The organism is Janthinobacterium sp. SUN137 (assembly GCF_030587265.1).
Lineage (GTDB): Bacteria > Pseudomonadota > Gammaproteobacteria > Burkholderiales > Burkholderiaceae_D > Janthinobacterium > Janthinobacterium kumbetense.
In genome coordinates this window covers 1117068-1131424 of record NZ_JAPWHZ010000001.1, presented here as the reverse complement: position 1 = coordinate 1131424, position 14357 = coordinate 1117068, and the positions used below count along the sequence as shown (strand labels likewise).

Sequence of the window (14357 nt, the reverse complement as noted above, 5' to 3'; positions counted from 1 at the left end):
TTAATCCTTCCGTGCCAGCACGGCTGCCGGCGCGGCAGGGGCGGCGGCCGGTGCGGCGAAGGTCACGCCATGGCCCGGCTTGACGCCATCGAGCCTGGCGATGATGACTTTCGCGCCCGGCACCAGGCCGGATTTGACTTCCGCATAGCCTTCATCCTCGTTGCGCAGCCCCAGGGTGACGGGCTGGGCGACCACCTTGTTGTTCACCAGCGCGTACACGACGGGGCCCTGCTTTTCGTTGCGCACGGCCGTCAGGGGCACCAGCGGCGCCACGTTTGACCGTTCGGTGACGATGCTGCCCTTGGCGAACATGCCGCCGCGCAGCGCGCCATCGCCATTGTCGACGGCGATGTAGACCAGCATGGCGCGCGAACCGCTCTCGGTGGTGGGGTTGATGCGCGTGACCTTGCCGGCGAAGTCGCGCGCGCCGAAGCCGTCGACCTTGAAGTGCACGTCCTGGCCCAGCTTGATGCGGGGGATTTCCGCGCTGGGCACGGGCGCTTCCAGGGTCAGCTGGGCCAGGTTGACGATGGTGTAGACGGGCATGTCGGGCGAGACTTTTTCCCCGGCCTGCAGGTGGCGCTTGCTGACGATGCCGGCCATCGGCGCGCGGATCACCGCATCGGCCAGCGCGATGCGGGCGATATCGACCATGGCGGCGGCGGACTTGACGTTGGCGCGCGCCAGGTCGACCGAGTTTTGCGTCGTGTCGTACGCCGTCTGCGAAATGTATTTTTGCTTGAGCAGGGCCTGGCTGTTCGCTTCATTCTTGCTGGCCATCGACAAGCGCGCCTGCGCTTCGTCGAGCATGGCTTGCTGCTGCGTCAGGCGGGCGCGCAGGTCGGCCGCGTCCAGGCGCACGAGGATTTGCCCATTCGCCACTTGCTGGCCTTCCTGCAAGGTCGTTTCCTGGATCACGCCGGAAACCTTGGCCTTGATGGTGGCCTGGGTCACGGGCGCCAGCGAGCCGGACAGGGGCAAGCTGATGCTGAGCGCGCGCGCCGCGATGGCGGCCACGTCGCCCTGCGCCAGTTCATGCACGGGCGTCTTGGCCTGCTCCTTCTTCTTGCTCGCTTGCAGTTCGGCCGCCTTGGCGGCTTGTTGCTTCGATTGCATCACCGTCCAGCCGCCGCCGGCCAGGCCCAGCACGACCAGGATCAGCACGGGGGTGCGCCAGCGCCGGCGGCGCGTGGCTGCAAGGGGAGAGGCGGGGGGCAGGGTCTCGTTTTTCATAGGTATTTTTGGTCAGGAGCGGCGCAGGGGTTCGGCGCCAGGTCTCGGTGCGGACCCGGCCTGTCGCTGGCCGGGGGAATTCGGGTAGCGCATCACCGTGGCGGCCGCAGACAACACGCCTGCCGCTGCAGCCGTTCACGGCGATGCGCATGTTGCCACTTTAGGAAGAATCCAGCCCGGCCGCCATCGCCGTGCGACAGATTGCACAAAATCGGGGCTGGAATGCAAAAAACGGCGACCAAAGACACTGCCGGCATCGACGCCGTGCGCGTCACGATGCTTGCGCATCCTCAAGAAGCCGATTCGCCGGCGCGCAAGAATGGGTGGGATGGTTGCGCCACCGGACAGGCCATTCGCCCGCCGGTTGCCGTGCGGCCGCGCCACGGGGGGCTGATGTCTGAACGGATTGCCGGAGCCGCCCCGTCGCCGGGCCGTTTGCTGGCCGCTGCCGAACCGCAGGCGGGAGCGGCCGGCAAGGCGCTCGATCTGCTGTCCATCATCGTTGCCGCCGTCGAGCAGGCACCGGGTTTGGCCGTGCGCGGCATCGACCGCGATGGCATCGTGCGCTACTGGAGCTTGGGTGCGGCGCGCCTGTATGGCGTGACGGCCGAGCTGGCGCTGGGCCAGCCGTGGGCCAGGGTGGCCGCCTCGCTGCCGGATGCCACCCTGGCCGAGGAGCTTGCCGGCGAACTGGCGGCTGTGTGGGACAGCGGCAAGGCGCGCAGTGCGCGCCTGTGGAAGCTCGGCGCCGATGGGGCCGCGCCGCGCTGCATCTGTTCCACCGTGTTTCCTGTCATCCAGTCCGGGCGAGTGCGGCAAGTGGTCTGCATCGACGTGGACATCACGGCCAGCGGCCAGGATGGCGCCGCGCAGGGCGCCTTGTTGCTGATGGGCGACAATTTCCGCCAGTTGTACGAGAAATCCGCCGATGCCATCCTGCTGCTGCGTGACGAACATATCGCCGACGCCAATCCCGCCGCCATCGTCCTGTTTCAATGCGAGGGCCAGCCACGGCTGCTGGGGCGCCGCCTCAGCGATTTTTCGCCCTTGCGTCAGCCCGATGGCGAATTGTCAGCGTTGCGCGGCACGCAACTGGCGGCGCAGGCCCACGCGGACGGCAATTGCCGCTATGACTGGCGCTACCAGACGTGCGCGGGCGAGCTGTTCTGGGGCGAAGTGCTGCTCACTTCCGTCACGCTCGACCACACCTATCTGTTTTACGCCGTGATCCGGGATATTTCCTCGCGCAAACTTGCCGAGCGCGCCCTGTACCTGTCGGCGCAGGTGGTCGAGCATGCGCGCGAAGCCATCGTCGTGCTCGATCCGCAGCAGCGCGTGGTCAGCATGAATCCTGCGTACAGCGAGATCAGCGGCTATAGCCTGGACGACATGCTGGGCAAGCCCTTCGTCCTGCACGGCGCGGAGCCGGACGCGCCGGCGTTTTTCGACCACGTGTGGGACGAAGTCGGAGATAACGGATATTGGCAAGGAGATATCGTGGGCCAGCGCAAGGCGGGCGGGCGCTACCCGGCCTGGCTGTCGCTGACGGCCATCCGCGATTCGCAGGGGCAATTGAGCAATTACCTGGCCATCCTCAGCGATATCAGCGAGCGCAAGAAAAACGAGGAGCACACGCGCCACCTGGCCGAGCACGATTTCCTCACCGACCTGCCGAACCGGGTGCTGTTGCTGGACCGGCTGTCGCTGGCGCTGGCGGCCGCGCGGCGCAAGCTGAGCATGCTGGCCATTTTGTACCTGGACCTCGACCACTTCAAGCACATCAACGACAGCATGGGCCACCACGTGGGCGACTTGCTGCTCAAGGAAGTGGCGCGGCGCCTGGTGCGCTGCGTGCGCGGCGTCGATACGGTCAGCCGGCATGGCGGCGACGAGTTCGTCATCATCCTGGCCGAGGTGGGCGGCATCGACCAGGTGGCCCACGTGGCGTCCAGCTTGCTGCATGCCGTCACGCAGCCCTATCAGCTGGGTGAATACGAATTGCATGTGTCCACCTCGATCGGCGTGGCCATCTTTCCCAGCGATGGCGACAGCATCGATAGCCTCGTGCATAACGCCGACATCGCCATGTACCACGCCAAGGAAAGCGGGCGTAACAATTTCCAGTTTTTCAATGCCGAGATGAATGCGCAGATCGTCGAGCGGGCCAGCCTGGAGCAAGGCTTGCGCGAGGCGCTGGGTCGCGAGGAATTCGTGCTGGAATTCCAGCCTGCGCTCGATGTCGCCAGCGGGCAGATCGTCGGCGCCGAAGCGCTGTTGCGCTGGCGCCACCCGCAACTGGGCGTGCTGCCGCCCGAGCGCTTCATCGCCGTGGCCGAGGAGTGCGGCTTGATGGTGTCGATAGGCAACTGGGTGCTGCGCCACGCCTGCCTGCGCGCGCGCGCCTGGCACGACGCGGGCCATGCCTGGCGCGTGGCCGTGAATCTGTCGCCGGCGCAATGTCTGCACAATAACTTGTTGCTCAGCGTACAAGAGGCGCTGGCCGTGTCGGGCTTGCCTGCCGGCTGCCTGGAACTGGAAGTGACGGAGTCCTTGCTGATGAAGGGCGGCGCGCGCCTGGCCGGCGTGCTGGCGCAACTGCGCGCGCTGGGCGCCAGGCTGGCCATCGACGACTTCGGCACCGGCTATTCGCGCCTGGCCAATCTGCGCCATTACCCGGTGGATAAACTCAAGATCGACCCCTCGTTCCTGCCCGCCGCCGCGGACGGCGCGGCGGGCGAGTCCGACACGGCCGTGGCCGCCACCATCATCGCCATGGCGCGCGAGCTGCAATTGACGGTGATCGCCGAAGGCGTGGAGACGGCGCAGCAGCTGGCGTATCTGCGGGGGCAGGGCTGCCAGCAATACCAGGGGCGCTATGCCAGCGCGCAAGTGGAGGGCAGCGCGCAGGCGAAGTTGCTGCATTAGTGACTGAGTTAGTCAATATTTCCCAGCAGCTTGATGCGTGCCAGCACCTGGCCATGGTCGGAGGCGTGCCGCAAGCCCAGCAGCAGATGGTCGTTGAGATAGGTCACTTCCTGCAGCACGCCGATGGCGCGCGGCGAGGCGGGATGAAAATGTTCGGAAACGAGGATGTGGTCGATCGTCATGTAGGCGCTGTCGTGGATATTCGTGTAGCCCACGTGGCGCAGGGCGTCCTGGCGCTGCTGGATGGCGTTGGCGTCGTACAGGCGTTCGCGCATCTCGGCACCAGCTTCGCACGGCGCGCCCGCGCCCATGACGATGGCCGTGGTGACGGCATTGGCAATGTCGTTGAAGTCGCCCAGCACGATGCGGGGACGGCCGCTGTGGCCCAGTTCGCTTGCCAGCACGCGCAGGGCCACGGCTTCCGCGCCGCGCCGCTGCAGCGAGCGCAGGTTGGCCAGCGCGTAGGCGGTGGCATCGTTGCCGTCGCCATGGCGGTAGTCGGGGCGGCGCGATTTCAAATGCACCACGACCACGTCCGTGAGTTGTCCGCCAGGCAAGATGACCTGGACATGCAGCGGCGCGCGGGCGAAGCGGCCAGCATCGTCGTCGGCAGGCACGCTCACGCCGGCGGGAAAATTCGCCCAGGCAACACCGGCGCCAGCCAGCGGCAGCCGCGACACGAGCGCCACCGTGGGCAGCATGCGTCCGGCGGCATCGATGGCATCGTAGCCGGCCAGGGTGGCTGCGCGGTAATGGCGCGTGCGCGACAGCACGTCGCGCAGGGCAGCTTGCGAGAAAATTTCCTGGAAACCGATCACGTCGGCGTCGAGCAGGTCGATTTGCCGCGCCGTCCATTCCGCCTTGGCTTCGTATTGCGCCGGGCTCAACGGTTCCAGGTTGTCATACAATTTCGCCCCGGCGGGGGCAAGGTTGCAGACATTGAATGTGGCAAAGCGGATTTCTTCCTGCATAATTAGCACTCCTCACTGAACGATCAGCGTATCACGCATGGCTAAAAAAGAGCATATTTCCGAAACCCAGGCGACGCAGTTGCTGCGCAAGCATCAAGTTTCCTTCGAAGAACATCCGTATCCTTACGAGGAGCACGGCGGCACCAGCGTCTCGGCGCGCGAATTGAACGTGCCCGAACACGCAGTGATCAAGACCCTGGTGATGCAGGACGAGGCGGCCAAGCCGATGATCGTGCTCATGCATGGCGATTGCAAGGTGTCGACCAAGAATCTGGCGCGTGGCATCGGCTGCAAGTCCGTCGAGCCGTGCAAGCCCGAAGTGGCGCAGCGCCATTCCGGCTACATGATCGGCGGCACCTCGCCCTTCGGCACGAAGAAGGCCATGCCCGTGTACGTGGAGCAATCGATTCTGGCGCTCGAACGCATCTATATCAATGGCGGGCGGCGCGGTTTCCTCGTCTCGCTGGCGCCGCAGGTGCTCGTTGATTTGTTGCAAGCCAAACCGGTGCAGTGCGCCTTGCAGGATTAAGAGAGCAAGAAAGCGGGGCTCCGCCCTGTCCCTGGATGGGGCGCTGGTGTATATTCTGCTGCGCCAGCCTCGATGCTGGTGCAATAAACACAATAAAGGGAAGAAATGAATCCAGTAATCACAACCGTGGCAATGACAGTGGCCGCTTACTTGCTCGGCTCGATATCGTTTGCCGTGGTGATGAGCAAGGTCTACGGCATTGCCGATCCGCGCACCTATGGCTCGAAAAATCCGGGCGCCACCAACGTGCTGCGTAGCGGCAATAAGGGCGCCGCCATCATGACCCTGCTGGGCGATGGCGCCAAGGGCTGGCTGGCCGTGTTCCTGGCCGACCATTTTGCCAGCGCGCTGGGCGTGGGCGACACGGCCGTGGCCCTGGTGGCCATCGCCGTCTTCCTCGGCCATTTGTGGCCCGTGTTCTTCCGCTTCGTCGGCGGCAAGGGCGTGGCCACGGCCCTCGGTGTGTTGCTGGGCATCAATCCCTGGCTGGGCCTGGCGACCCTGGCCACCTGGCTGATCATCGCCTATGCCTTCCGCTATTCCTCGCTGGCAGCCCTGGTGGCGGCCCTGTTTGCGCCGTTTTACTATGGCTTGCTGTTCGGCGTCGATCCCATCTTGCTGGCCGTCATCGTCATGAGCGTGCTGCTCGCGTACCGCCACAGCCAGAACATCGCTAACTTGCTCTCTGGCAAGGAAAGCAAGATCGGCGGCAAGAAGGATGGGGCCAAGGCGCCAGCCAAGAAAAAGTAAGCGCTTGATTTCCCGCGGGCCGCACGCATATGCTGTGCTTGCGGCGCCGCGCGGTGCGGCCGCCACCGACTCGCGCAAAGGCTGCCCACCATGAGTTCCACTCCCGCCACACCTACCCCCATCCGTATCGATTTCGTTTCCGACGTTTCCTGCCCCTGGTGCGTGGTCGGCCTGAAATCGCTGGAGCAGGCGCTGGACACGCTGCAAGGCACCGTCCAGGCCGACATCCACTTCCAGCCCTTCGAGCTGAATGCCAACATGCCGCCCGAAGGCGAGGATGTCGGCGAACACATCGCCCGCAAATACGGCTCCACCCCGGAACAGATGGCGCAATCGCGCGAAGCCATCCGCGCGCGCGGCGAACAGCTGGGCTTTACCTTTGCCATGGACAAGCGCGGCCGCATCTACAACACGTTTGACGCGCACCGTCTGCTGCACTGGGCCGGACTGGAAGGGAGCCAGAAGGCATTGAAAATGGCGCTGTTCGATGCGTATTTCACGCAGGGACAGGATCCGTCCTCGCACGCGGTGCTGCTGGCCGTGGCCGGCAAGGTGGGGCTCGATAGCGTGAAAGCGGCCGAGGTGCTGGCCTCCGGCGCGTATGCGGACGAGGTGCGCGCGCAGGAACAGTTCTACCAGCAGAACGGCATCAATTCGGTGCCCGCCGTCATCATCAACGAGCGTCACCTGATTTCCGGCGGCCAACCTCCCGAAGTGTTCGAACAAGCCTTGCGCCAGATCATCGCCGGCGCTTGAGCGGGGCGCCAATGGCGCGCGCCATGGCGGACTTTTTGCGCTACACTCGGCGCAGAAGGAGGATGGTCAAATGCCAACAGCCAGCTGGAATGGCGCCGTCATCGCGCAAGCCACCGATGCGCAGGTGCAAGTCGTTGAAAACAATGTATATTTTCCTTTAGCTACCGTGACGCAGGAATACCTGCGTCCCAGCAGCCACACGAGCATCTGCCCGTGGAAGGGCACGGCCAGCTATTACGACCTCGTCGTCGATGGCCAGACGAATGCCAACGCGGCCTGGTATTACCCCCAGCCCAAGGATGCCGCCAAGCAAATTGCCGGCCACGTCGCCTTCTGGCGCGGCGTCAGCGTCGAGCGCTGACGCTTTCTTACGACCAATCAACCTGAAAGCAGACGATGGATTTACGCCTCGCCGTGTACCAACTCGCCTCGGACTATGCGCTCGATGCTCAACAAACCCGGCAGTTGCAGGAAGTGGCCGGCTTCCAGCGCGAACCCGCGCGCCTGGCCTACTGGCTGCCGCGCGGCGTGGCCGTGCTGGGCGCCGCACTGCTGGGCATGGGCTTGATCTGCTGGGTCGCCGCCAACTGGGAAGAGCTGGGCCGCATGGGCCGCTTTGCCCTGCTGCAAGGGGTGCTGGCCGCCGCCTGCGTGGGCGCTTTCGCCGTGCCCAAGGCGCGCGTGCCCTTGCTGCTGCTGGCCTTGCTGGCCATCGGCGGCCTGTTTGCGTATTTCGGCCAGACGTACCAGACGGGCGCCGACCCGTGGCAGCTGTTCGCCCTGTGGGCCGTGCTGGCCTTGCCCCTGTGCCTGGTGGCGCGCAGCGACGTGCTGTGGACGCCATGGATGCTGATACTGTCAACGGCCGCCACCCTGTGGATGCAGGCGCAGGCGCGCCACAGCTGGCGCATCGATTCGGCCGATCTGTCCATTTTCGTCAGCGGCTGGCTGGCCGTGCTGGCTGGCTGTGCGTTCGTCTCGCCCCTGCTGGCGCGCTGGACGGGCGCGGGCAACTGGGCCTTGCGTCTGGGCCTGGTGCTGGCCACCTTCCTCATCACGGGCACGGCCGTCAGCGCCCTGTTCGGCAGCGAGATCGAATCGCCGTACTGGGCCGGTCTCGGCTTGCTGGCCGTCGCCGGCGTCCTGCTGGCCACGCGCCAGTTCTTTGACGTGTTCGGCCTGAGCGCCGTCGCGCTGGGCCTGAACACCTTGCTGGTGTGGGGACTGGGGCACGTGCTGTTCCATGGCGGCGGCAATGGCGATGGCATCGGCAGGCTGGTGATGCTGGGCTTGTTCGCGGCCGTGCTGCTGGCGCTCACCGTGCAAGGCATTTTGTGGCGCACGCGCCGGGAGGCGGCATGAGCCATATCAATAGTCAGCGAGCCGATGCGCTCGCCACCCTGATCGACGATGCCACGCGCGCCGGCCTATTGCCGTCCGGCGCCGCCCGTCCCGTGCAGGATGTACGGCCGTGGCCGCTGGTAATGATGACGGCCCTCGGCGCCTGGCTGGCCGCCATCCCCCTGGTCCTGGCGCTGGGCGCGGGCCTGGAAAGCGTCGTGCGCCACGGCCCCGGCGCGTATGTCGTGGCCGCCATCGTGCTGGTGGTGGCCGTGCTGCTGATCCGCACGCGCGGCGTGGCGTTGTTTGTCGAGCAACTGGCCGTGCCATGCCTGCTGGTGGGCGGCAGCCTGCTCGGCTATGCCCTGTTCCGCGACTATGCCACGCAGACGGCGTCGCTGTTGATGTGCCTGGCGTGCCTGCTGACGGCCGCCGCCTTGCCGCGCGACTGGCTGCGTGTGCTGCTGGGACTGGTCGCCTGCGGCTTGCTGGGGCTGGGCATCATCGATAGCACGCGCGACTGGATTTTCGAGAACGACCCCACGCAGCTGTACAGCGCCTGGATGCTGGCCCTGGCATTCTGGCTGGGCGCCCACTGGCTGCAAAAGCAGGCCTTCAACGATGGCCGCGGCGCGTCCATCGCCACCTTCCTTGAATCGCTGTCGACGGGGTGGGTCCTGGCAATCTTGCTGGGGCTGGTCTTCTGGTCCGGCATGACCTTCATGCTGGGCGGTGCGCTGGGCGGCGGTATTGTCGGCGACGTGGCGCGCGAAGCGACCCGGCACCAGGCCGTTGCCTGGTATGCGCAAGTGTTGAATGGGGTGTCCCTCGTGCTGGCCACGGCGGCTGCCGCCTGGACGGGATGGCGCTGGCCGGCGCTGCGCCAGTTGCCCGCCATCGGCGTGGCGCTGGTGCTGATCGTGCTGGCGTGGTTCATGCCGGCGCTGGGGCCCGTGCTGCTGATCCTCGCGTATTGTTTGACGAGCGGGCGTTCGCGCGTGGCCGTGGCGGCAGCGCTGGCGGCGGCGTGGATACTCGGCAGCTTTTATTATCAGCTGGCCTGGCCGCTGGCCAGCAAGGCGGCGTTGCTGGCCATGGCCGGCGCGCTGCTGTGCGCCCTGTCGTGGCTGGCCACGCGCGGCGCCGTGCTGCATTTGGTGGAAAGCAAGCCGGCGGACGCGGTGCTTGAGCACCGCGCCGCGCGTCTGGGCGTACTGGGGGGCTTGCTGCTGGTGTTGCTGGTCGCCAATGGCGGCATCTGGCAAAAAGAGCAGCTGATTGCCAAAGGGCAAGCGATCTTCGTGGCGCTGGAACCCGTCGATCCCCGTTCGCTGATGCAGGGCGACTATATGCGCCTCAATTTCGTCAACCTGGGCGTCCTGTCCACCCTGGCCAGCGTGGACCGGGCGCCTGGCCGGCCCCTCGTGGTGGCGATGCGCGATGCGCGCGGCGTGGCGGAATTGCTGCGTCCATACACCCAAGAGGCGCTGGCGCCCGGCGAATTCCTGCTCGAACTGACGCCGAAGGATGGGAACTGGGTGCTCGTCAGCGATGCCTGGTTCTTCAAGGAAGGCGAGGCGGCGCGCTGGGAAAAGGCCCGCTATGGCGAGTTCCGCGTGCTGCCCGACGGCCGCGCCTTGCTGGTGGGCATGCGTGGCCCGGAGCTGGAGAAGCTGTAGCTTTGTCGCGCAGGCAGTCGTGCAAGAGCACGCCAGGGCGGGCATCCTGTAAAATTGCCCTATGGATAATATTACGCATTCGGTCATCGGCCTCGGGGTCGGCGAACTGGTACACCGCAGCCTGCCGCCCGAGCCGCAGGCCCCCGCACAGCGTACCCGGCGCGCGCTGTTTTTATTTTCGGCATGGTTTGCCAGCAACGCGCCCGACCTGGACCTGGTGCTGACCAGGCTGTTGCCGCGCCCGTTCGGCTACATGTTGCACCACCGCGGCCACACGCATACCTTGCTGCTGGCCTTGCCGCAGGCGCTGGTGTTGCTGGCCATGCTGTGGCTGCTGTGGCCCGGCGCGCGCCGGCTGCTGAAAAGCAGCGTACCCGCCCGCATCGGCCTGGCCGCTTGCCTGCTGCTGGGCTTTTGCCTGCACATGGGCATGGATTTCCTCAATTCCTATGGCTTGCACCCGTTCTATCCGTTTGACAGCCGCTGGCTGTATGGCGACATGGTCTTCATTGTCGAGCCCATGTTCTGGGTGCTGCTGGGCGTGCCCGTGATCATGTCCTTGCACTACGGCATCGTCAAAAGCGTGCTGCTGGCGGGGTTGACGGCGGCCCTGTGTTTCTTCACCTATAAAACCTATCTGGCGCCCGCTTCGCTGGTCATCCTGCTGGGGCTGGGCGCGATCCTGGCCGTGCTGCAGGGACGGGCTGGCGAGCGGGGGCGCGGACCGCTGCTGCTGGCCTTCGCGCTGGCCGCCACGTTCATCGGCACGCAGGGCGTGGCGTCGGCCCTCGGCCGTGCGCGCATCGAGGCGGCCGTGCAGCGCCTCGATCCCGGCACGCGCGTGTGGGACGTGGCGATGACGGCGTTTCCCAGCAACCCGCTGTGCTGGATCTATGTCTCGCTCGACAGCAAGACGGACGTGTACACCTTGCGGCGCGGCACCCTGAGCCTGCTGCCGGAGGCGCTGGCGCCCGCCGCCTGCCCTGCCGGCCTGGTGGAAACGGGTAAGCAAGGCCAGCAACTGGCGCCCGGCATCGCCGTGTCGGCCAAGGCGGAGGGCAGCCTGGCCGCCTTGCGCGCGCTGCAGGAAGACAATTGCTATGTCTACGCCTGGTTCCGCTTTGCCCGCATGCCCAGGTTGAATGCGGACAAGCTGACGGACGTGCGCTTCAACCCCGGCATGTTGCCTAATTTCACGACCGTCGAACTGCAGCAGTTCCGCAACCGGCCGTGTCCCGCCTACGTGCCAGGCTGGGGCCGCCCCCGCGCGGACATGCTGGCGCCGCCGCAAGCGGTGCGTCCGTAGGGAATTTGTTGCCTTGTGGCAAAATATCGTGTGTGCACTTACTTCGCCATGGCCGCGCATGCGACACGACCAATTCAGCATGAATGATATTTAGTTAGGATTATTTTGGAAGAGCAACACGCCTTACCGTATTTGCGGGAAACCCTGCTGTTTCTCGCCTTGGCCGGGATTTTTATTCCGTTATTGCAACGCCTGAAGGTCAACCAGGTCCTCGGTTTCCTGGCCGTGGGCGCCCTGTTCGGCCCGTTCGGCTTCGGCCTGTGGGCGGGCGACTTCACGTGGCTGACGTATTTCTCGTTCGTGCGTGCCGAGCAGGTCAGCGGCCTGGCCGAGCTGGGCGTGATGTTTCTGATGTTCATGATCGGCCTGGAACTGTCGACGGAACGGCTGTGGGCGCTGCGGCGCTGGGTATTCGGCGCGGGCGTGGGGCAGGTGGCCGTCAGCGCCTGCCTGATCGGCGGCGTCGCGTATTACTTTGGTTTGTCGCTGGAAGCGTCCATCGTGCTGGGCCTGGTGCTGTCGCTGTCGTCGACGGCCGTGGTGATGCAGTTGCTGACCGACCAGCGCTCCCTGCAGACGCCGGCCGGCCAGGCGGGTTTTTCCATTTTGATGTTCCAGGATTTGATGGTGGTGCCGCTGTTCATCCTGATCGACGTGTTCGCCAGCGGGCGCAGCGACGACCTCGCGTATCTGCTCAGCTTTGCGGCCGTGAAATCGGCCGGCGCCATCCTGCTGATCTATCTTCTGGGGCGCCGCGTGATTCGTCCGCTGTTCCAGTTTTTCGTCAAGAAACGCCAGCCCGACGTGTTCATGGCCTTGACCCTGCTCAGCACCCTGGGCATCGCGGGCTTGACTTACCTGGCGGGCCTGTCGATGGCGCTGGGCGCCTTGCTGGCCGGCCTGCTGCTGGCGGAAACGGAATTCCGCCACGAAGTGGAAGTGACGATCGAGCCCTTCAAGGGTTTGCTGATGGGCTTGTTCTTCATGTCCGTGGGCATGCAGATCGACGTGCGCGAAATCCTCAAGTCGCCCGTATTGATACCGTTGGCCGTGCTGAGCCTGTTTGCGCTGAAAACCCTGGTCATCAGCGTGATTTTCCGCATCGGTGGCTTCCACTGGGGGCGCGCCGTGGAAACGGGCGTGCTGCTGGGGCAGGGCGGCGAATTCGCCTTCATCGTCGTCGCGTATGCGCTGGGTACCAAGCTGATCGGCCCGCAGGTGGCGCAGTTCGTCATGCTGGTGGTGGGCCTGAGCCTGTTTGCCACGCCGGCGCTGGCCAAGGCGGCGCGCGCTTTCGGCAACTGGTGGGAGCAGCGCCACCACCATCAGCTGGCCGACCTGGCGCACGGCGCGCCGCCGCCGCAGGGCAGCACCGTCATCATCGCCGGTTTCGGCCGGGTGGGGCAGTTGCTGGCCAAGGTGCTGACGGAGCAGGATATCGCGTATGTGGCGATTGAAAATGATGCGCGCTTGGTGACGACCCTGCATCCGCGCGGCTTCCCCGTGTATTTCGGCGATGCGTCGCGCGCGGAATTGTTGCAAAAGGTCAATGCGGACCGGGCCGCCGCCGTGGTGCTGACGATGGACCATGCGGCGTCCGTGCTGCATGCCGTGAAATCGATCCGCCGCGAATATCCGCAGCTGCCCGTGTATGCGCGGGCGCGCGACGAGGCGCATGCCGTGGCCCTGATACAGGCGGGCGCCACCCTGGTCGTGCCCGAGGCGCTGGAATCGGCGCTGCAGCTGACGGCCACCGTGCTGCACACGGTGGGCCTGTCGGAAGCGCGCACGGCGGACATCGTGCAAGCCGAGCGCGACCGGCGCAATGCCGTGCTGCTGGCGAAAAAGCTGTCGTAGTGTTGCTGTAGTGAAATCTATAGCGCAACCGTGCGTGTCGCCGTGCTTTGTAAATTATCTATACAATAATAGTATATGAGCACATTACCCACATGAAAGCCGCGACGAAGAGCGGAGCGGCGCCCTTGACGCCGCAGCAACTGGCGGCGCAGGAAACGCAGCAGAAATATGGCAAGCCCGAGCGGGGCTGGCGCGAGCAGGTGTACACCGTCATTTTCGAGGCGGAAACGCGCACGGGCCGCGCCTTCGATTTGCTGCTGATCGCCGCCATCTTGATCAGCGTGACGGTGGTCGTGCTCAGCAGTGTCGCCTCCGTGGCCGAGCGCTATGGCACCTGGCTGACGGCGCTGGAATGGTTTTTCACCATTTTATTTACCATCGAATATTTCGCCCGCCTGTCGTGTCTGCAGCATCCGGTGCGCTATGCCAAGAGTTTTTTCGGCATTATCGATTTGCTGGCCATCGTGCCCACCTACATCGGCTTGCTGCTGCCGGGCGCCCACGTGCTGATCGACGTGCGCATTTTGCGCCTGCTGCGCATGTTCCGCATCCTCAAGCTCACGTCGTATGTGCATGAATACACGGTGCTGGGGCGGGCCTTGCTGGCCAGCCGGCGCAAAATCCTCATTTTCTTGTCTTTTGTCATGATGGTGGTCTTTCTGTTGGGTACTGTGATGTACGTGGTGGAAGGACCTGAGAACGGTTACAGCAGTATCCCCACGTCGATTTACTGGGCCATCAGCACCATGACCACCGTGGGTTTCGGCGATATCACGCCGAGGACCGACATCGGGCGCACCATCGCTTCCCTGATGATGTTGCTCGGCTGGGGCATCCTGGCAGTGCCTACCGGCATTATCAGCGCGGAAATGACGGTACAGCGCAGTTCCAAGCTGGTCACCACGCGTACCTGCCCCACGTGCCTGAAGGAAGGGCTCGATGACGATGCCAGTTTCTGCAAGAACTGCGGTGTTGCATTGCCGCCGCTGGCACGCGATTAGTGCATAGAC

12 protein-coding genes are annotated in these 14357 nt (G+C 65.1%); 10 read left to right on the top strand and 2 right to left on the bottom strand.

Annotated elements, in window-relative coordinates; genetic code table 11:
* On the bottom strand, window positions 1-1233 hold the full coding sequence (locus O3298_RS05140) for an efflux RND transporter periplasmic adaptor subunit (RefSeq protein ID WP_289911403.1): 1233 nt from the start codon (window positions 1231-1233) through the stop codon (window positions 1-3).
* Window positions 1234-1626: 393 nt separating this feature from the next.
* Between O3298_RS05140 and O3298_RS05135 the strand changes: the two genes are divergently transcribed.
* Complete coding sequence (locus tag O3298_RS05135) at window positions 1627-4158, top strand: EAL domain-containing protein (protein ID WP_305058676.1); 2532 nt, start codon at window positions 1627-1629, stop codon at window positions 4156-4158.
* 8 nt (window positions 4159-4166) lie between these two features.
* On the opposite strand, the gene O3298_RS05130 is transcribed toward O3298_RS05135, so the two are convergent.
* Window positions 4167-5129: an endonuclease/exonuclease/phosphatase family protein gene (locus tag O3298_RS05130; protein ID WP_305058675.1), complete on the bottom strand. Its 963-nt coding sequence runs from the start codon at window positions 5127-5129 to the stop codon at window positions 4167-4169.
* A gap of 37 nt (window positions 5130-5166) precedes the next feature.
* Between O3298_RS05130 and ybaK the strand changes: the two genes are divergently transcribed.
* From ybaK to O3298_RS05085, 9 genes are all read left to right on the top strand, one after another.
* The gene (gene ybaK, locus O3298_RS05125) at window positions 5167-5658 is read left to right on the top strand and encodes a Cys-tRNA(Pro) deacylase (RefSeq protein WP_251351753.1); all 492 of its coding nucleotides are present in this window, start codon (window positions 5167-5169) and stop codon (window positions 5656-5658) included.
* Between the two features lie 105 nt (window positions 5659-5763).
* Window positions 5764-6408, top strand: coding sequence for a glycerol-3-phosphate 1-O-acyltransferase PlsY (gene plsY / locus O3298_RS05120; RefSeq protein WP_230539942.1), 645 nt, complete (start codon window positions 5764-5766; stop codon window positions 6406-6408).
* A 90-nt stretch (window positions 6409-6498) separates the two neighbouring features.
* Window positions 6499-7164: a DsbA family oxidoreductase gene (locus tag O3298_RS05115; protein WP_305058674.1), complete on the top strand. Its 666-nt coding sequence runs from the start codon at window positions 6499-6501 to the stop codon at window positions 7162-7164.
* Window positions 7165-7234: 70 nt separating this feature from the next.
* Window positions 7235-7525, top strand: a complete 291-nt coding sequence (locus O3298_RS05110; protein ID WP_077408361.1) for a DUF427 domain-containing protein — start codon at window positions 7235-7237, stop codon at window positions 7523-7525.
* Window positions 7526-7560: 35 nt separating this feature from the next.
* Window positions 7561-8526, top strand: a complete 966-nt coding sequence (locus tag O3298_RS05105; protein WP_305058673.1) for a DUF2157 domain-containing protein — start codon at window positions 7561-7563, stop codon at window positions 8524-8526.
* The gene (locus tag O3298_RS05100; RefSeq protein ID WP_305058672.1) at window positions 8523-10184 is read left to right on the top strand and encodes a GDYXXLXY domain-containing protein; all 1662 of its coding nucleotides are present in this window, start codon (window positions 8523-8525) and stop codon (window positions 10182-10184) included. The genes O3298_RS05105 and O3298_RS05100 overlap by 4 nt, the downstream gene beginning before the upstream one ends.
* Window positions 10185-10245: 61 nt before the next feature.
* Window positions 10246-11490 carry a metal-dependent hydrolase gene (locus O3298_RS05095; RefSeq protein WP_305058671.1) on the top strand — a complete coding sequence of 415 codons (1245 nt, stop codon included), beginning with the start codon at window positions 10246-10248 and terminating at the stop codon, window positions 11488-11490.
* Window positions 11491-11595: 105 nt separating this feature from the next.
* Window positions 11596-13347, top strand: a complete 1752-nt coding sequence (locus O3298_RS05090) for a cation:proton antiporter (RefSeq protein WP_099666623.1) — start codon at window positions 11596-11598, stop codon at window positions 13345-13347.
* A 92-nt stretch (window positions 13348-13439) separates the two neighbouring features.
* Window positions 13440-14348 carry an ion transporter gene (locus O3298_RS05085; RefSeq protein ID WP_099666624.1) on the top strand — a complete coding sequence of 303 codons (909 nt, stop codon included), beginning with the start codon at window positions 13440-13442 and terminating at the stop codon, window positions 14346-14348.
* The last annotated feature ends 9 nt before the right edge of the window (window positions 14349-14357 follow it).